Source organism: Streptomyces sp. NPDC048718 (assembly GCF_043198875.1).
GTDB lineage: Bacteria > Actinomycetota > Actinomycetes > Streptomycetales > Streptomycetaceae > Streptomyces.
Window position 1 is genome coordinate 380,089 of sequence record NZ_JBICVG010000006.1, and the last position, 19,982, is coordinate 400,070.

At 73.7% G+C, this 19,982-nt stretch carries 9 protein-coding genes; all 9 read left to right on the forward strand.

The genetic code is table 11. The annotated features are described in order from the left end of the window. The first annotated feature begins 1 nt into the window (after position 1). The 9 genes from ACGFRB_RS14420 to ACGFRB_RS14460 all read left to right on the forward strand — a co-directional run bounded on the left by ACGFRB_RS14420 (position 2) and on the right by ACGFRB_RS14460 (position 19,981). Positions 2-967, forward strand: coding sequence for a kinase (locus tag ACGFRB_RS14420; RefSeq protein ID WP_393242996.1), 966 nt, complete (start codon positions 2-4; stop codon positions 965-967). After that, complete coding sequence (locus tag ACGFRB_RS14425; protein ID WP_393242998.1) at positions 957-3,221, forward strand: pyridoxal-phosphate dependent enzyme; 2,265 nt, start codon at positions 957-959, stop codon at positions 3,219-3,221. The genes ACGFRB_RS14420 and ACGFRB_RS14425 overlap by 11 nt, the downstream gene beginning before the upstream one ends. Before the next feature lie 157 nt (positions 3,222-3,378). Beyond that, positions 3,379-4,575 (forward strand): beta-methylarginine biosynthesis bifunctional aminotransferase, encoded by a 1,197-nt coding sequence (locus ACGFRB_RS14430; RefSeq protein WP_393243000.1) that lies wholly within the window; start codon positions 3,379-3,381, stop codon positions 4,573-4,575. After that, positions 4,559-6,904, forward strand: a complete 2,346-nt coding sequence (locus ACGFRB_RS14435) for an amino acid adenylation domain-containing protein (RefSeq protein ID WP_393243002.1) — start codon at positions 4,559-4,561, stop codon at positions 6,902-6,904. Before ACGFRB_RS14430 ends, ACGFRB_RS14435 begins: the two co-directional genes overlap by 17 nt. Continuing rightward, complete coding sequence (locus ACGFRB_RS14440) at positions 6,901-7,299, forward strand: hypothetical protein (RefSeq protein WP_393243004.1); 399 nt, start codon at positions 6,901-6,903, stop codon at positions 7,297-7,299. Before ACGFRB_RS14435 ends, ACGFRB_RS14440 begins: the two co-directional genes overlap by 4 nt. 103 nt (positions 7,300-7,402) lie before the next feature. Then, on the forward strand, positions 7,403-10,903 hold the full coding sequence (locus tag ACGFRB_RS14445; RefSeq protein WP_393243006.1) for an amino acid adenylation domain-containing protein: 3,501 nt from the start codon (positions 7,403-7,405) through the stop codon (positions 10,901-10,903). Between the two features lie 149 nt (positions 10,904-11,052). Further along, positions 11,053-11,271 carry an MbtH family protein gene (locus ACGFRB_RS14450; RefSeq protein ID WP_393243008.1) on the forward strand — a complete coding sequence of 73 codons (219 nt, stop codon included), beginning with the start codon at positions 11,053-11,055 and terminating at the stop codon, positions 11,269-11,271. Positions 11,272-11,347: 76 nt separating this feature from the next. Further along, a complete protein-coding gene (locus tag ACGFRB_RS14455; protein WP_393243010.1) occupies positions 11,348-18,748 on the forward strand; it encodes an amino acid adenylation domain-containing protein in 7,401 nt (2,466 codons plus the stop codon). Positions 18,749-18,871: 123 nt separating this feature from the next. Then, positions 18,872-19,981: a GntG family PLP-dependent aldolase gene (locus ACGFRB_RS14460; protein ID WP_393243012.1), complete on the forward strand. Its 1,110-nt coding sequence runs from the start codon at positions 18,872-18,874 to the stop codon at positions 19,979-19,981. The last annotated feature ends 1 nt before the right edge of the window (position 19,982 follow it).

Below are 19,982 nucleotides of genomic sequence, written 5' to 3' on the forward strand. Positions count from 1 at the left end.
GATGGTACGCGTCCCTGTACCCAGGGCCCGGCCGGCGGCGACCGCCGGCCGACCGGGCGCCTGGGCGGTCGGCAGCGGCGCGGCCCCGGGGACCTTCGGCGAACTCCTCCAGGGCGTCCTCCCGGACGGGCGGCACTTCCTGGTGACGCTGCCCATCACCATGGGCTCCACCGCGACCTTCCGCTACGCGGACGACGCCACCGGCATCACGGTGCACGCCCCGCGCAAGAGCAAGTCGGCACAGGTCGCCGCACTGGCCCTCGAAGCGCTCGGACGGCCGGGCGGCGGCGAGCTGACACTCGCCGGCGAACTGCCCGAGGGCAAGGGCCTGGCCAGTTCCTCCGCCGACCTGGTCGCCACGGTCCGAGCCGTCGCCGACGCCTTCGGAATCACCCTGCCGGCCACCGCCGTCGAATCCCTGTTACGCGAGGTGGAACCCTCCGACGGGGTCATGTACGAGGAGATCGTCGCCTTCCTGCACCGCGAGGTACGCCTGCACAGCCGCCTCGGCCGGCTGCCCCCGCTCGTGATCGTCGGCTACGACGAGGGCGGCCAGGTCGACACCGTCGCCTACAACCGCCGACCCGCCCCGGTCGACGCCCGGGCCCGCGCCGAATACGCCCTCCTGCTCGACCGGTTGACCACCGCCGTCGCCGCCGGTGACCTCCGGGAGGCAGGTGCCGTCGCCACCCGAAGCGCCGTGCTGCACGCCCGGCGGCGCCCCCGCGCCGCGCTCGCGCCGCTCCTCGCGGCCCGCGCGGAGACCGGCGCGCTCGGCGTCGTCGCCGCGCACAGCGGAACCGTCCTCGGCGTCCTCCTCGCCGCCGACGACCCCGAACTCGACCGCAAGACCGCCTGCTTGCAAGCCCGGTACGCCACGCTCGGCGGGCCCTCGTCCCTCTACCACCACGCGCCCGGCCCGGCCGCGCCGCGCGACGCCAACGAGGGGAACGGCGATGTTCTTTGACTCCCTGCACGACTCCATCGGAGCGACGCCCCTGGTCCGGCTCCGGCTCGACGCGGCCGAAGGCGTCGAGGTGTGCGCCAAGCTGGAGATGTACAACCCCTTCGCGATGAAGGACCGGGTGGCCCGGCACATGCTCCTGGAGGCCAGGCGCCTCGGCTTACTGAAGCCCGGGGCCCCGGTGATCGAGAGCTCCTCGGGCACGATGGCCCTCGGCATCGCCCTGGTCGGCCGCTCCCTCGGACACCCGGTGCACATCGTCACCGACCCGCGGATCGACCCTCTCACCCTTGCCAAACTGCGCGCCCTCGGCTGTGAGGTCCATGTCGTCGCGCGGATGTCCAGCCACGGCTGGCAGAGCGCCCGCCTCGAACGCCTGGAGCGGCTGCGCGCCGAGCTGCCCGGCGCCTACTGGCCGAGGCAGTACAGCAACCCGGACAACCCCGGGGCCTACCGGGCGCTCGCCCGCGAACTCGTCGCCGACCTCGGCAGCGTCGACGTCCTCGTCGGCTCCGTGGGCAGCGGTGGATCGCTGTGCGGCACGACCCGGGCCCTGCGCCGCCTCAGCCCGGACCTGTACGTCGTCGGCGTGGACTGCGTCGGCAGCGCCCTGTTCGGCCAGCCCGACCGGCCGGAGCGGTTGCAGAGCGGCCTCGGCAACAGCCTCCAGCCGGACAATCTCGATCTCTCGGTCCTGGACGAGGTGCACTGGCTCAACGACCACGAGGCCTTCGCGGCCACCCGCGAACTCGCCCGCGAGCAGCAGATCTTCGCGGGCAACACCTCGGGCTCCGTGTATCAGGTGCTGCGCCACCTGGCCCGCACCGTCGAGCCCGGCCGGCGCGTCGTGGGCATTTTCCCGGACCGGGGCGACCGCTACTTTGACACCGTCTACAGCCCCGCCCACTGGGAGCGGCACCGGCTCATGGAGCTGGAGCGCGCCGAGCGGCCGCGCGAGGTCGTCTACGGTACCGAGGTGCGCTCCTGGGCCTACGCGTCCCTCCGGGAGGTCCGACCGGTGCGCCGGAAGCTGCTCTTCGTCGAGTCCAACACGACCGGCACGGGCATGCAGGCCCTGCGCCTCGCCCGCGGACTGGGCTTCGAGCCGGTCCTCCTCACCGACGACGCCACCCGCTACCCCGGCCTCGACGACACGGGCGCCGAAGTGGTCGTCTGCGACACCGCCTCCCTGCCCGCGCTGCGGGCCGCGGTGCGGCAGCGCTTCCGGGCGCCGGACCTCGCCGGTGTCACCACGACCAGCGACTTCTACGTGCCCGCGGTGGCCGAACTCTCCACCTGGCTGGGCCTTCCCGGCAACCCGGCCGAGGCCATGCGCACCTGCCGGGACAAGGCGAGGCTGCGCGAGACCCTGGCCCGGGCCGGGGTGCGCCAGCCCCGGTTCGCGGTGGTGCGCGACGCCGAGGCCGGGGTGACCGCCGCGGCCAAGATCGGTCTGCCGTGCGTCGTGAAGCCCTCCGACGACTCCGGCTCCACCGACGTGCTGCGCTGCACCGGCCCGGACCAGGTCGGCGCGCACGTCGCCCGGATCCTCTCCCGTACCGTCAACGGCCGCGGACTGCCGACGGCCGGCACGGCCCTGGTCGAGGAGTTCGCCGACGGGCCCGAGTACAGCGTCGAGATGTTCGGCGTGGAGGGCCACCACCACCTGGTCGGCATCACCGCCAAGACGGTCACGGGCACCCCGTACTTCGTCGAGCGCCAGCATCTCTTCCCCGCGCCGCTGCCCGGGCCCGTGGCCGAGGAGCTGACGCGCATCGTACGGGCGGCGCTGTCGGCCGCCGGTGTGCTCTTCGGCCCCACGCACACGGAGGTCCGGCTGGTCGAGGACGGCCCCGTGATCATCGAGATCAATCCCCGGCTCGCCGGCGGCATGATCCCGGAGGTGATCCGTCTGGCCACCGGAACGGCGCTGCTGGAACAGCAAGTCCGGGCCGCGACAGGTGAACCACCCGACTTGGCTGGGGAGTTCACCCGGCAGGGCGGTATCCGCTTCCTGATCGCCGAACGGGCCGGCCGGCTCGCCGCCGTGGAGGGCGCCGACCGGGCCGCCGAGCTCGCCGGAGTGGACCGCGTGACGGTCACCGTACGGCCGGGCGCCGACGTACGCCCCGCCGAGGACGCCTACGGCCGGCTCGGCTACATCATCGCCACGGCCGAGCGGCCCGACGAGGTCGAACGGATCCTCGACGCCGCCGAGCGGGAGATCCGCTTCGTGTACGAGGACCACGAGCGGTGACGGCGCGCATGGCGCCCCGGAGGGGGCACGGCACCGGTCCGGGGCCATGGCTCTCCGGGACCGCCGACACCGCCGACACCGCCGGGATCGCCGCCACCGCCGGCCAGCCGACCGCGTCCGACCCGCGCACGCCCTTGGGGACGGAAAGGACATCCAGGTGACGGCTCCGGAACTGTCGGCGTTGCAACGCCGCCTGAACATCGCCCAGTCCCGCCCGGGCGAGGACTGGCTGATCCTCGTCGAGAACGTCCCCGAGTGGCCCGAGAGGTCTGGGGGGTCCGGGGGGCCCGAGCGGGCCGCCCTCCCGGTCGCCGGGGCGCCGCACGCCGCCCACGCCGGCGCCCCGTTCTCCTACGCTCCCTCGCAGGGTCACCCGCGACTGACGGAAGCGCTGGTCAAGCGGGAGTACGAGGTCTCCGCGAGCCGCCTCGCCGACGCGTCGAACATCCTGGTCACCGCGGGCGGCATGCACGCGATCGGCCTGGTGCTGCGTGACCTCGCCGCCCGCGGCTACCGCAAGGCCGTGCACACCACCCCCATTTTCTGTGGCGTCCGCGACAGCATGCGGGCCGCCGGAATCCGCTCCAAGGCCCTTTCGCTGAGCGGTACTTCGGGCGGCCTCGCACCGCTGCTCGCCGAGTGCGACGAGCCGGTCGTCGTCTATGTGAACCTGCCGCACAACCCGACCGGCGAGGTGCTGCGGCCCGCCTTCCTGGATGTGCTGCGCGAACTCGCCGCGCGGCCGGGTGTCCATGTTCTGTACGACGCCGTGTACGACTCCTTCGACTTCCGCCCCGACCGCTGTCCCACCCCGGTGGACCTGGCCGTCCGGGAACCCGGCTGCACGATCGTCAACTCGGTGTCGAAGAACTACGGGCGCCCCGGCGACCGGATCGGCTGGGTCGTCGCGGCCACCGAGACCATCGACCGGCTCGTGCCCCGCCTGGAATGGGAGGCGGTGGCCGTCAACGGACGCGCCCAGCTCGACGCCGTGGCCGCGATCGAGCGCGGCAACACCGAGTTGGTCGACGGGGTCCGGGCGGGCCGGGCCGCGTATCTCGCCCACGCCGACAGGCTGAGGGCCCCGCAGGCCCTGCCGCCCGGCGGCACCCAGCTCTGGCTCGACCTGAAGGTCCCCGACATCGAACTCTTCGCCGACTTCGCCCTGGACCGACACCACCTGGTCCTGACCACCTCCTCCAACTACGCCCCGGTGTCCCCCGGCCACATCCGCTTCCCCACGGGCATACCCGCCGAGCGGATGCGGCGCGGCCTGACGGCGCTCCACGAGGCGCTGAAGGACTGGGACACACGTGAAAGGGAAGGAGTGGGCGGCCATGACGTCAGCCGTTGACGGTCGGGACGGCCCCGGCGGCGGTGCGGAGCGGTACTGGCGAGGTGTCTTCGCGGGTGTCGACACCCTGGAGCGGGTGTTCCCGACCCGGCCGCCGTCCGGGCCCGTCGGCGCGCCGGGCCCGCGTACCTCGTACGGGCTGACCGTCGGCGCCGACCGGACCGCGCTGCTCACGGCCGCCGCGCGGCGCTGGGGTATCGGCCTGGACGCCCTGGTCGGCGGCGCCTGGAGCGCGGTGCTCGCTTTGTGGTCGGGGCGCGCGGACGTGATCTACGGCCATGCCGCCGCAGGCGCCGGAGCCGTGCCGATGCGGGTACGGATCGACGGCGGGCGCGCGGTCTCCGGCTGGCTGCGCGCAATCGCGGACCAGCGGCGGGACGCGTCGGCGCACCGTGGCGTCGAACCGGATGACATCCGGCGCTGGATCGTCGGCGACAACGGAGACGAACTGTTCGACAGCACCGTCGACTTCGGTACCGATGACGATTTGAGTGCCGGGCCCGATGGTGTGGTGCTGCACGTCGGGGCTGAGGCCGGTGCCGCACTGCGCCTCGCCCTGCGCGCGGCACCGGAAGCTCTGTCCCCGGACGAGGCCGAGACCGTACTCGCCTGCCTGGACCGGGCGTTGGCCCGGCTCGCGGTCGAACAGGAGCCGCTGGTCGGTGATCTGATCGCCGCCGCGAGCGGCCTGGTCCCCCTCGCGGCGACCCTCGGCACGCATCCCGGGAAGCCATCGGACGCGCTGATGTCCGCGGGCACCCGCGACGCCCTGCTGGCCGGCCTGTGCCGAGGGGGCGAGACCGAGGCCGAGGAGTTCGTCTCCGTCCAGGAGATGTTCGCGTCGGTGGTCCGCCGGTGGCCCGACGCCGTCGCCGTCGAGGCCCCGGACGGCGAGCTGACCTTCGCCGCCCTGGACGCGCGGGCCCGCTCCCTCGCGGCCCGGCTGCGCGCGCACGGCGCGGGCGCCGAGACCACCGTGGCCGTCGTGTGCGGGCGGACCGGCGATCTGATGACGGCCGTGCTCGGGATCTGGGCGGCGGGTGCCGCCTTCCTCCTGATCGACCCGGACGAGCCCGCGCCGCGGACGGCCGAGAAGTTCGCCCTGGCCGGGGTGCGCCTGGTCGTCGCCGACGCCCCGCACACCGGCATCGCCGAGCGTCTCGGCCCGCCCGTCCTCCCGGTGACCGGAGACACGTCCGGCGAGCCCGCGCCGGCGGAGCCCGTACCGTACCCGCGCCCGCTGCCCGGACAACTGGCCTACGCGGTCTTCACCTCGGGCTCCACGGGCAACCCCAAGGGCGTCCTCATCGACCACCGAGGCCTGGCCGAGCACATCCGCACCCAACTGGCGCCCGTCTACCGGCGGGTGAGCCCCGACGGCACGGGGCTGCGGGTGGGCGGTGCCGCGCCGGTCACCTTCGACTCGTTCATCGACCAGTTCCTGCCCACGATCGCCCTCGGCCACCGGCTGGTGCTCTTCGACGAGACGCAGCGCCGCGACCCGGGCAGCTTCCTGTTCCGGACCCCCGGCACCGAACTCGACGTCGTGGACTGCGCGCCGTCCCAGCTGTCCCTCCTCGTCGAATTCGGCCTGCTCCACACGCCGGTGAAGCTCGTGGTCTTCGGCGGGGAGAAACCCGGCCAGGAGCTGTGGCGGGCCCTGCGCGCCTCCGGGGTGAGCACCCTGAGTGTCTACGGCGCCACCGAGTGCTCCATCGGCTCGGTCGAGGCGGACGTCCACCGGGACGAGCGGGTGTGCCTGGGCCGTCCCGCCGGGTCCGGCACGGTGTACGTCCTCTCGCCGGACCGGCGGCTGCTGGCGCCCGGTCTGACGGGGGAGATATATCTGGGCGGTCCGGGTGTCGGACGCGGCTACGCCGGCGATCCCGCGCACACGGCCCGGGCCTTCCTGCCCGACCCGTTCGCCGGGGTGCCCGGGGCGCGGATGTACCGCACGGGCGACCTCGGCCGGATCGCGCCGGACGGCCGCCTGGTCTTCCTCGGCCGGGTGGACGACCAGCTGAAGATCAGCGGCTACCGGATCGAACCCGCCGAGATCGAGGCTGCTTTGGACGCGGTGTCCGGGGTACGGCGCTCCGCCGTGCTCCCGGTCCGCACGGTGGGCGCGGACCGGCTCGTCGGCTTCGTCGAGTGCGCGGCGGACTTCGACGCGGAGAGCGCCCGGAAGGAACTCGCCACCCGGCTGCCCTCGTACATGGTGCCCAAACGGCTGGTGCCGATGGACGCCCTGCCGCTGACACGCAACGGGAAGGTCGACCGCAAGCGGCTCGCCGAGCTGGGAGACGGCTCACCGGCAGTCGGTGAGTGAGCGCCCCGGTACCCGACCCGTCCTCCGAGTCCTCCGAGTCCTCCGAGTCCTGCGAGCCTTCGATGGAGTGGATCCACGTGAGTGAACTGATGAACCGGCTGAGCGAGAGGGAGAGCCCGGTCGTGCTCGACGCCGGCCTCGGCCCCGCCGAGCTGCACACGCGCCTGACCCGGCTGCGCTCGGTGCCGCTGGCCTTCACCGGCACCCGGGGCGGCACCGTGCTCGACATCGCCGTCGACGCGGACCGCACCGTCCTGGACACCGCCGACTTCGCGGCGGGCACGGGCCGGCTGCACATCGAGGGCACCCTGACGCTCGATCGCGTCCCCGCGCGCTGCGTGGCGGACGTCGACCTGGCCACGCGGACGGGGACCGGGCGCCTCCGGGCGGTGTGACACCCCGGCCGGCGGCGTCCGCGTACGTCCGGCGCAGGGCGCATGGCGCAGGCCACTGGCACAGCGAGCACATCGACAAGCTCCAGGACCGACAGGAGATGATGTGAGCAGCACGACCGCCGGCGCCGTACGGGCGCGGATGACGACCCTCTTCCGAGAGGTCCTCGGCAGGCCGGAACTGGACGCCGGCGCCGACTTCTTCGAGCACGGCGACTCCCTGCTCGCCGCGCGTCTCATCATGCGGGTACGCGTCGAGTTCGGCCGGCATGTCCCGCTGCCCTGGCTGTACGAGGGTCGGACCGCGACCGCGCTCGCCGCGCGTGTCACCGAAGCCGGCGACGAGCCGGCGCGGGCGGCCGGACCCCGGCCCATCCCGCCGGCCGAGCCGGGGCGCCCCGTCCGGCTCTCCCATGCCCAAGAACGCCTCTGGTTCCTGCACCAGCTCGACCCGGACGACCCCGCGTACAACGAGCCGCTCGTCTACCGCGTCCGGGGACCGCTCGACACCGAGGCGCTGCGGACGGCCGTACAGGCGGTCGCCGACCGCCACGACGCGCTGCGCACGGCGTTCGTCCTGGACGGCGAGGACCCCGTGCTCGTCGTCCGCGACCACCTCGAAATCCCCCTGGACGTACGGGACATCAGCGCGGACTGTGAGCGGGGCGGCGACGCGTGGCTGCGCGACTTCCTGCGCGCCGAGATCCGGATCCCCTTCGACCTCACCGCCGACCCCCTGGTGCGCGCCCACGCCTTTCGCATCGGCGACGACTCCTGGGCCCTGCTTTTCACCCTGCACCACATCGCCACCGACGGCTGGTCCCACAGTCTTTTCCTCGGCGAGGTGAGCGACGGCTACCGGCGGGCGATCGGCGCCACCGGTGCGCCGATCGCCGTCCCCCCGAAGGTCAGGTTCGCCGACTACGCCCAGTGGGAGCGGCGCACCGCCGCCGAGGAGCCGGCGAGCGGGCTGCGATTCTGGGAGGAGGAGCTGCGCGGCGTGCCGCTCGCGCCCGCGCTGCGCACCGACACCCCGCGCGGCAGCGGCGCCCGCACGCTCGGCGACGCCCTCCTCGGCGAGATCGACGCCACCGCCACCGCCCGGATCGCCGAAGTGGCGCGCGCGTGCGGGGTCTCCACGTACTCCCTCACGCTGGCCGTCTTCACCCTGCTGATGCACCGCTGGACGGGCGAGACCGACCTCGTGGTGGGCACCCCCGTGGCCAACCGCCGCCACCCGGACGTGGAACACGTGATCGGCTTCTTCGTCAACACCCTCCCGATCCGCTCCACTTACGACGGGCGGGAGACGTTCGCCTCCTACGCGGCGCGCGTCGAGGCGACCGTGCGCCGAGCCGTCGAGCACGAGCAGGTGCCCTTCGACCGCATCGTGAACGCACTGGCCGGCGGCGGCCGGACGGGGCACCAGCCGCTGGCACAGGTGGTGTTCGCGTTCCAGAACCACTTCGACCGCAGGCTCGCTTTGGAGGGCCTGGACATCGCCTTCTTCCCCGTGCCCAACGGGTCCGCGCGGTTCGAGGCGACCTTGTTCATGGCCCAGGCGCCCGGCGGCGTCCTCGAATGCGAACTCGAGTACAACACCGACCTGTTCACGGCGGACACGGCGCAGCGGTTCTTCACCGTCTACCGCACCCTCCTGGACGGCGTGCTCGACGACCCGCGGCGCGCGCTCGCCGCGTACGGCATGGTGGGACCGGACGAGCGGCTCCGGCTGGACGGCTGGAACGCCACCGACCGGCCCTTTCCCGACGGCCGCTGCCTGCACGAGCTCATCGAGGAGCGCGCGGCCTCCTGCCCGGACGCCGTGGCCGTCGTCCACGGCCACGAGCATCTGACCTACCGCGCGCTCGACGCCTGGGCGAACCAGGTGGCCCGCCGTCTGCGGGCCGCCGGGGCGGGCGCCGACCGGGTCGTGGGCATCTGCATGGACCGCTCGGCCGAGATGATCGCCGGGCTCCTCGGCATCCTCAAGGCGGGCGCCGCCTACCTTCCCCTCGACCCCGAGGCGCCGCAGGGCCGGCTCGACACCCTCGCCGAGGACGCCCGCTCCCGCTGGTGCCTGACCCTCGAACGGCACCGCGAGCGCGCGCCCCGGGTCCCGTACACCGTCTTCCTGGACACGGACCGGGAGACGATCGCGGCGTACGACACGACTCCTCCAGAAGCCCCCGTCCACCCCGACGACCTGGTGTCCGTCTACTACACCTCGGGTTCGACCGGCCGCCCCAAGGGGGTGGCCAACACCCACCGCGGCTGGGTCAACCGGATGGCGTCCATGCAACGGCTGCACGGACTGCGCCCCGGCGAGACCGTGCTGCACAAGACCACCCTGAGCTTCGACGACTCGGCGCTCGAACTCTTCTGGCCGCTGACGACGGGCGGCCGGATCGCCCTGATCGACCCCGGGCTGCACCGCGATCCCCGGGAGATCCTCGACGCCGCCGTCCGCAGCCGAACCGTCCATCTCCAGGTCGTCCCCAGCATGCTGGCGATGATCGTCGATCATGTCGACTCTGGTGTACGGGAGTTGCTGAGTGCGCTGCGAACCACCGTGTCGAGCGGCGAGGCGCTCCCGGGCGAGCTGGTGCGCCGCCACCACGAGGTCCTGCCGGGCGCCCTGCACAACACCTGGGGCGCCACGGAGGTGTCCATCGACTCCACCACGCACACCTGTACGGCCGCCGACGTCGACACGGCCGGCGCGGTCAGCGTGGGCCTGCCCTTCGACAACAACCGGATCCATGTGCTCGACGCGCTCCACCAGGATGTGCCGGTGGGCGTCGTCGGCGACCTCCACATCAGCGGGGTCGGGCTCGCCCGGGGCTACCTCGGCGACCCGGCGAGGACGGCGACGGCGTTCGTGCCGAGCCCGCATGTGCCCGGCGCGCGCATGTACCGCACGGGCGACCGGGGTTACCGCCGCCCGGACGGCACCCTGATGTTCGTCGGGCGCTTCGACCACCAGGTCAAGATCCGCGGCATGCGTGTCGAACTCGGCGAGATCGAGGCCGTGCTCGCCCGCCATCCCGGGGTCAAGGAGGCTCTTACCGTCGTCCAGGAGACGGCCTCGGGGCTCAAACGGCTCGTGGCGTACGCGGTGCCCGACGGCGCCGGGTCCGGCCTGACCGCCGAAGCGGCCCGCAGACATGTCGCCGCTTATCTGCCGGGCTACATGGTGCCGTCGTTCGTCCTGCTCCTCGACGCCTTCCCGCTCACCCCGAACGGCAAGGTGGACCGGCGGGCGCTGCCGGAGCCGGACCGGATGCGGGACTACGCCGAACTGGACTACGTCGCGCCCGAGGGGCCCGTCCAGGAGAGCCTCGCCGGGATCTGGGCCGACCTCCTCGGCATCGAGAAGGTCGGCGTGCTCGACAACTTCTTCACCCTCGGCGGCCACTCCCTGGTCGCCACCCGTCTCGTCTCCCGGGTCCGGCACGCCTTCGGGGTCGAGCTGCGGCTCCAGGACGTCTTCGGCAAGCCCACGATCACCGCCCTGGGGGAGGAGGTGGAACGGCTTCTGGCCGAACGCGTCGACAGCATGACCGAGGAGGAGGTCCGGGAGCTGCTGGAGCGACTCGGCGGCTGAGGCCGTCTGTTCGCGGGCCCGTGCTCACGCCCGTGCCCCCGTGCCCCATGCCCCGTGCGCGTACCCGCGCCCGCCCCGGCGCCGGCCTTCCCGAACCCGGCATCGGCTCCGCCACCGGACCCGATGCGCAACAGAGAGGAATCCCCGCCATGTCCCACCCGCTCGACGACGCCGACGGCACGTTCCACGTCCTCGTGAACTCCGAAGGGCAGCACTCCCTGTGGCCGGCCTTCGCCGCGATCCCCGACGGCTGGGAATCGGTCTTCGGCGAAGCGGACCGGGCGGCGTGCCTGCGGTACGTCGAGGAGTCCTGGACCGACATGCGGCCGCGCTCGCTCGTCGAGGCGACGGACGGCGCCGCGCGGTGAATCCGGGCCCCGCCGCGACCGAGCGCGGCCGGGGCCGCACCGGCCGTCGTGATCGAGAGAAGAAGAGGAACTCCCGTTGAGCGCAAGCCAGTCGGAAGCCGCGACCACGAGCCCGCAGGGCGACCCCGCGGCGGGCGAGGAGCTGTACGTCTTCCCCGCCTCGCGGGCCCAGCAGCGCATGTACTTCCTCCACGAGCTGGCGGGTGACGCGTCCACCTATCACGTTCCCCTCTTCTTTACGCTGACCGGTTCGGTCGACGAGCGGGCGCTGCGGGAGGCCGCCCAAGGGCTGGTGGACCGGCACGAGACCCTGCGCACCCGGTTCGCCGTACGCGACGGCCGGCTGCTCCAACTGATCAGCCCGGAGGGCCGGTTGGAGTGGCGGTCCGACGACCTGGCAGACCTGGCCGGCGTGGCGGACCTGGCCGGCCCGGCAGCCCCGGCAGGCGGCCCGGCCGGGGACGACGAGGCCGTCGAGCGGTGGCTGCGCCGCGAGTGCGACCGGCCGTTCGACCTGCGCGCCGGGCCGCTCTTCCGGGTGGCGCTGCTGCGCAGATCGCCCACCTCGGCGGTGCTGATGGTCAACGCGCACCACATCGTCACCGACGGCTGGTCCACCGGCATCCTCCTCGGCGAGCTGTCCCGGGGGTACGCGAGCCGCGTCGCGGGCGAGCCGGATCTCCAGGAGCCGCCGGAGATGCAGTACGCGGACTACTCCGGCTGGCAGGACGAGTGGCTGGACAGCGCGGCGGCGCACCGCCAGGAGCGGTACTGGCGGGAGCGGCTCGCCGGCGGGCCGCCGCTCCTGGAACTGCCCACCCCCCGGCCGCCGCGCCGGGACGCGCCCGCGCCCGGCACCGCGGGCAGCCATGTGTTCCGGCCGCCCCCGCGGGCCGTGGAGGCGCTGCGCGCCTTGTGCGCGGCCTCCGGCGGCACCCTCTTCATGGGGCTCCTCGCCGCCTTCAAGGTGCTCCTCAACCGCTACACCGGGCTCGACGACCTCCTCGTCGGCACCCCGCTCGCCGGCCGCAACCGCGCCGAGTTCGAGAAGACCGCCGGCCTGTTCGTCAACACCACGGTCTTCCGCACGGACCTCTCGGGAGACCCGACCTTCCGCGCCTGTCTGGCGCAGGTCCGCGACCGGGTCCTGGAGGCCCAGGACCACCAGGACCTGCCGTTCGAGCGGCTCGTGGAGCTGGCCGGCCCCGACCCCGACCCCGACCCCGGACGCGCCGCGCCGGCCCCGCCGCTCTTCCAGGTGATGTTCGGCATGAACCGCGCGGACGACCTGACCTGGAGCCTGCCGGGCATCGGCGTGGAGTGGCTGCCCGTTGCCCTGTCGCAGGCCAAGTTCGCCCTGCTGCTCGACGCGACGGAGACCCCGGACGGGGTGGAGTGCTCCTTCGAGTACCGCGCCGACGTGTTCGGGGCGGAGACCGTCCGGCTGCTGGCCGAGCACTACGGCGTCCTCCTGGAGAGCATCGCGGCCGACCCCGACCGGCCCGTCTCGACGCTGAGGTTGCTCACCGATGCCGAACTCGCCCGGCAGGCTCCGGCCGATCCGCCGCCGGACGCCGGCGAGGCGCCGGAACCGGAGCCGTGCCACGAGCGGTTCGCCCGCTGGGCCGCGCGCACCCCGGACGCCATCGCGGTGACCTACGGCGAGACCCACCTCACGTACGCCGAACTCGACGCGCGGGCCAACCGGTTGGCGCACCACCTCGCGGACATCGGCGTCGGCCCCGGTCACCTGGTGGGTCTGAGCACGCACCGCACCGCCGATCTGATCGTGGCCGTCCTGGGCATCCTCAAGGCCGGAGGATGCTACGTCCCCTTCGACCCCGCCTACCCCGCCGACCGGCTCCGCTTCATGGCCGGGGACTCCGGGGTGACCACCCTCCTGACCGGTGCGGGCGTGGGCCGCTGGTGGACGGAGGGCGCCGGGCTCCGGGTCGTCGACCTGGCCGCCGACGCCGCCGCGATCGCCGCCCGGCCGGGGACCGCCCCGGCCGTCCCGGTGAGCGGCGACGACCTCGCGTACGTCATCTACACCTCGGGCTCGACGGGCCGCCCCAAGGGCACCCGCGTCCCGCACCGCAACATCGCCCGTCTCTTCACCACCACCGACCCCTGGTTCGGCTTCGGGCCGGACGATGTGTGGACCCTGTTCCACTCCTACGCCTTCGACTTCTCCGTGTGGGAGCTCTGGGGCGCGCTGGCCCACGGCGGCCGGCTCGTCGTGGTGCCGTACGAGACCAGCCGGGACCCCGAGGCGTTCCACCGGCTGCTGCGCGCCGAACGGGTGACCGTACTCAACCAGACGCCCTCGGCCTTCCATCCGCTCACGCGGGCCGACCGGGACGCGCCGCCCGGCTCGCTCGCCCTGCGGCTGGTCGTGTTCGGCGGCGAGGCCCTGGACCCGCCCGCGCTGCGGGACTGGATCGACCGGCACGGCGACACCACGCCCCGGCTGGTCAACATGTACGGCATCACCGAGACGACCGTGCACGTCACCTACCGGCCGATCGCGCTGCGCGACCTGGACGAGGGGCGCGGCAGCGTCATCGGCCGCCCCCTCCCCGACCTGCGGCTGTACGTCCTGGACGGCCGGGGGCGGCCGGTGCCGACCGGCGTGCCGGGCGAGCTGTACGTCGGCGGTGCCGGGCTCGCCGACGGCTATCTGAACCGCCCGGAGCTCACGGCGGAGCGCTTCGTCCGACCGCCGTTCGCGGACCCGGACCCGGACCCGGGTGGGGGAGAGGGCGCGAGCACGGGCGGGCTTCTGTACCGCACCGGCGACCTCGTCCGCATCCTCTACGACGGCGACCTGGAGTACTGCGGACGCCACGACCGGCAGGTCAAGCTGCGCGGCTTCCGGATCGAACTCGGGGACATCGAAGCCGCGTTGAGCACCCACCCCGACGTCGTCGACTCCGTCGTCCTGCCGCACACCGACGCGGCGGGCCACCCGATTCTGGCCGCCTACGCGGCCGCGCCCGGCGCGACCCCGGACGCGTACGCGCTGCGTACCCATCTCGCCGAGCTGCTGCCCGAGCACATGGTGCCCGCCTCCTACACCGTGCTGCCCGCCTTCCCGCTGACCGCCAACGGCAAGGTCGACCACACGCGGCTGCCCGCCCCGCACACCGCCGGGGTCCCGACCGAGGCCTACGCCGCGCCCCGTACCGCCGTCGAGCGCGCCCTCGCCGAGGTGTGGGGCCGGGTCCTCGGCCGCCGCGCCGGGATCGACGACGGCTACTTCGCCCTGGGCGGCGACTCGATCCGGAGCATCCGACTGCTCGCCCTGGCCCGGGAGCAGGGCCTGGACTTCCGGCTCACCGACCTGATGACGCACCAGACGATCCGCCGCCTCGCCGACGTCGTGACCGTCCGTACCTCCCTCGGCGCCGAACCGGCTCCGCGGCGGGAGCCGTTCACACAGCTCGCCGCCGCGGACCGGGCCTTGCTGCCCGCCGGCCTCGACGACGCCTACCCGGTGACACGGACCCAGCTCGGCATGCTGTTCCACAGCGGCCTGTCCGCCGACGGCGCGGCCGTCTACCACAACACCTCGACCTACCGGATCCGAGCCCGCTGGGACCCCGAGGCATGGAAGACGGCGGTGGCCGAGGTCGTCGCCCGGCACGAGGTGCTGCGGACCTCGTTCGATCTGCATTCCCTCTCCGTCCCCGCCCAGTTGGTGCACAGCGATATCGAACCGCCCGTGACCTTCGAGGAGTTGGTCGATCTCCCGCCCGGGGAGCGGGAGGCGGCGGTCGCGGCGCGGACCGTCCGCGAACGGGACCTGCCCTTCGACTGGCGGCGCGCCCCGCTGATCCGCTTCCACGTCCAGCGCCTCACCGAGGACACGCTCCAGCTGTTCGTCACCGAACACCACGCCGTCCTCGACGGATGGAGCGAACGCTCCCTCTTCGCCGAACTGCTGCTGCGCCACTCCGCCGCGCTCACCGGCGCCCCCGCTCCCGACACCACGCCGCTCGCCGCGCGCTTCGGTGACTTCGTGGCCCTGGAGACCTCGGCGGTCGCGGACGAGGAGACCGCGGCGTTCTGGACGGCGGAGCTGGCGGACGCCTCGCTCACCATCCTTCCGCGCCCGGTCCGGCCGACCCGGCCCGGCGGCCGTACCTTCCGCACCGCCCGCCCGGACACGCGCTTCCACATCGCCCCGCTCGCCCCCGAGACGACCGCCGCCCTGCCCGGCCTCGCCGCCCGGCTCCGGGTGCCGCTGCGCTGTGTCCTGCTCGCCGCCCACCTCAGGGTGATGAGCCTGCTCGGCGGGTCCGACGACATCGTGACGGGTGTCGTCTACAACGGCCGTGGCGAGGAACGCGACGCCGACCGGACGCTCGGTCTCTTCCTCAACACCCTGCCGTTCCGGGCCCGTCTGACCGACGGCACCTGGGCGGAGCTGATCGAGCGGACGGCCGCCCAGGACATCCGCGTCCAGCCGTACCGCCGCTTCCCGCTGCCGGAGATCATGCGGCGCACCGGCGGAACGGAACTCTTCGAGACCTTCTTCAACTACACCCGCTTCCCCGTGGAGGACACCCTCGCCGGCCAGTCCGACGTCGTCGTCCTGGAGGCCGAGGGCTGCGCGCCCACCCACTTCCCCTTCGGCGCCGAGTTCGCCACCGGCGGCAGCGAGGAGGACCTCACCCTCGGGCTGCGCTACGACGCCGCGCGGTTCGACGAGGAGCAGATCGCCGCGTTCCACGGTCACTACGCCGCCGTGCTCGCGGCCATGGCCGCCGGCCCCGGGGCGCGCCACGAGGACGCGGACCTGCTGCCGGCCGCCGAGCACGAGCGGATCGCCGCCTGGAACGCCACCGCGCGGACGTACGACCGGCCGCACCTCCTGCACACCCTGATCGCGGAGCAGGCGCGGCGGCGGCCCGACGCCCCGGCCGTCCGGTACGGGGACGAGGAGCTGAGCTACGGGGCCCTGGACGAGCGGGCGGACCGGCTCGCCGGTGTGCTGCGCGCCCATGGCGTGACCCGGGGGAGCTTCGTCGGCCTCCATATGGAGCGCTCGCTCGATCTGTCGGTGGCGCTCCTCGCGGTCCTCAAGGCCGGAGCCGCCTACGTGCCGCTGGACTCGGATCACCCCGACCTTCGCGTGCGGCGGATCGTGGCGGACGCCGGGATCGCGGTGGTCTTCGCCGAGGGGCCGGGCGCGGCCCGGTTCGCCGACCTCCCGGGGGTCACCGCGGTGTGTCCGGGGGCCGGGGCCGTACCCGCCGGCGAGGAAGCGGCGCCCGGCGAGCCCGCAGAACCCGCGCGGCCCGGCGAGCCGGGGGACCCCGCCTACATGATCTTCACCTCGGGATCGACCGGGACGCCGAAGGGCGTGGTGGTCTCGCACCGGGCGATCCGCAACCGGCTGCTGTGGATGCAGGAGGAGTACGGGCTGCGCCCCGGCGAGCGGGTCCTGCACAAGACCCCGTACACCTTCGATGTCTCGGTGTGGGAGCTGTTCTGGCCGCTGCTCGCGGGTGCGACGCTGGTGCACGCCCGCCCCGGCGGACACCGTGACCCCGCCTACCTCGCGCGGCTGATCGCGGCCGAGGGGATCACCACCGTCCACTTCGTCCCGTCCATGCTCCAGGCCTTCGTGGAGGAGCCGCTGGCCCGCGCGTGCACCGGTCTGACCCGGGTCGTATGCAGCGGCGAGGCGCTGTCGTACGACCTCCAGAGCCGGTTCTTCGCGGTGCTCGGCGCCGAGCTGCACAATCTGTACGGCCCCACCGAGGCGGCCGTCGACGCGACCGCGTGGCGGTGCCGGGACGACGGGCGCGGGATCGTGCCGATCGGCCGCCCCATCGCCAACATGGAAGCGCATGTGCTGGACCGGCGCGGGCACGCCGTCCCCCTCGGCGTCACCGGGGAACTGCACCTCGGCGGCGTCGGACTCGCCGACGGCTACCACGGCCGGCCCGACCTCACGGAACGGAGCTTCCACCGGCACACCGACCGGAACGGCGTCGAGCGGCGCCTCTACCGCACCGGCGACCTCGCGCGCCGGCTGCCCGACGGCACCCTCGAATACCGGGGCCGCGCCGACTCCCAGGTCAAACTGCGCGGCTTGCGGATCGAACTCCAGGAGATCGAGGCGGTGTTGGCCGGACATCCGGCCGTCGCCGAGTGCGCGGTCGTACTGCGCGACGATCGCCTGGTCGGCCATGTCGTCCCGGCGGCCGGTCACGCCTTCGACCCGGCGGACGCCCTCGCGTATCTGCGCGAGCGGCTGCCCACCCCCATGGTCCCCACGGCCTGGACGCGGCTCGACGCCATGCCGCTCACCGGCAGCGGCAAGCTCGACCGCAAGGCGCTTCCCGCACCCCCGACGCCTGGCGCCGCACGCGACGGCGGCGCCCCGGCCCCACCCTTGGATGCCTGCGAGGAACGGCTGCTTGGCCTCTGGCGGCGGCTGCTCGGCGTCGAACGGATCGGCGTCCATGACGACTTCTTCGCGCTCGGCGGGCATTCCCTCCTGGCCGTGCGGCTCGTCGCGCTCGTCAACGCGGCGTTCGGCTGCTCGCTCGGTGTGGCGGCGGTGCTCGAACACCCCACGATCGCGGGCCAGGCGGCGCTGCTGCGGGAGCCGGGGGCGATGGGTGGAACGGCGGGCGGTCCGGCGGACGTCGTGACGCTGCGCGCGACGGGACGGGACACGCCGTTGTTCCTCGTCCATCCCGTCGGCGGTGGCGTGACCTGCTATCGCGATCTGTCAGCCGCGCTCGGCGACGAACGGCTGGTGTACGCGCTGCCCGCGCCCGGCCTCACCGGCGGACGCGAGACACCCGCCTCGGTCGCGGAGCTGGCCGGACACTGCGTGCGGGCTCTGCGCGCCGTACGTCCCAAGGGGCCCTATGCCGTGGGTGGTTGGTCGTTCGGCGGGCTGGTCGCGCAAGAGGTCGCCTGCCGGCTCGCCGACCAGGGCGAGAACGTCACCCTGCTCGCGATGATCGACAGCGGCTTCCCCGAGGAAGGCGCGGAGCCCGCCGAGTCCGCGCTCCTGCGGGAGTTCACCGAGGACGTGCTGCGCTCCGCCGGGCGGGACAGCGGCCTTGTCGCACCGGCCGGACTGGAGGCGCTCCTCGCGGCGGGGGACACAGGCGCGGTTCTCGATGTGCTCGCCCGGCGGTCGGACGGCGCGGGCCACGCGGACGGTGCCGCGGAGCAGACGGCCGAACTGGCCCGCCACTACGCCGTGTTCCGGGCCAACCTACGGATGGCGGCGGCCCACCGGCCTCGGCCCTTCACCGGGCCGGCCAGGTTCTACCAGGGAACGGACGGGGCCCGCGCCCTGGCCGCCGACCGCTGGGCACCCTGGCTGCGCGGGCCCACCGTCCGGTACGCACTCGACGCCGACCACTACGCCCTGACGCGCCCCCCGCACGTCGAGGCCCTGGCCGCCGATCTCGGCGCCGCCCTCGTGGACGGAGACGACTCGTGACCCGCCGCACTCACGCCGTTCTCCCCTGACCCCGGCGACGACCGCCGCCGATGACCGCGGCCCGCCTCCCCGACACCCGACCGCCCGACCCGAATCAGCCCGCGCCGAAAGGTATGGAGACCCGTGATCGAGCTCCGCAGCGACACCTTCACCCTGCCGTCCCCCGACATGCTCCAGGCGATGGGCCGGGCGCGGCTCGGCGACGACGTGTACGGCGAGGATCCGACCGTCAACGAACTGGAGGACCGTGCCGCCGGGCTGCTCGGCAAGGAAGCCGCCTGCCTCATGCCCAGCGGCACCATGGGCAACCTCGCCTCGATCATGACGCACGCGCCCCGGGGTTCGAAGATCCTCGTCGGTGCCGAGAGCGACATCTACGTCTACGAGGCGGGCGGCGCCGCCGTCCTCGGCGGGGTGACGTACGAGCCGGTCGTCAACCGGCCCGACGGCCGGCTCGCCCTCGGCGACCTCGCGGCGGGCTTCCCCGACGACCCGGAGGACCCGCAGTTCGCGCTGCCGTCGCTGATCTGTCTGGAGAACACCCAGAACCGCTGCGGCGGCGTGGTGCTGTCGATGGAGTACCAGCGCGAGGTGCGCGCCTTCGCCGACGCGCGCGGGGTCGCCGTCCACCTGGACGGCGCGCGGGTCTTCAACGCGGCCATCGCCCTCGGACTGCCCGTCGCCGAGCTGGCGCGGTACGCGGACTCCGTCCAGTTCTGTCTGTCCAAGGGCCTTGCGGCGCCCATCGGTTCGATGGTCGCGGGCAGCGCGGAGTTCATCCGAGGGGTGCGCCGGGCGCGCAAGATGCTCGGCGGCGGCATGCGGCAGGCCGGACTGTTCGCGGCCGCCGGGCTCGTCGCGCTCGACGGGGCCGGCCGGCTCGCCGAGGACCACGACAACGCCCAGCGGCTGGCCAAGGGCCTGGCAGGGCTCGACGGCATCGCCGTCGACCCGGGCGCCGTACAGACCAACATCGTGATGTTCCGGGTGACGGCCCCCGGCTTCACCTGGCAGACCTTCGCCGCCGCCGCGGGCCGTCGCGGGCTCGCGATCGCCGAGCTGGGCCACGGCCGGCTGCGCGCCGTCACTCACGCGGGGGTGACCGCCGCCGACATCGACGCGGCCGTGGCGATCATCGGACGGGTCCTGTCCGAAGGCCCTCAAGGCATCGAAGCCTCCAAAGCCTCCAAAGCCTCCAAAGGCTTCGAAGGTTCCGAAGGCTTGGAGGGCTGAG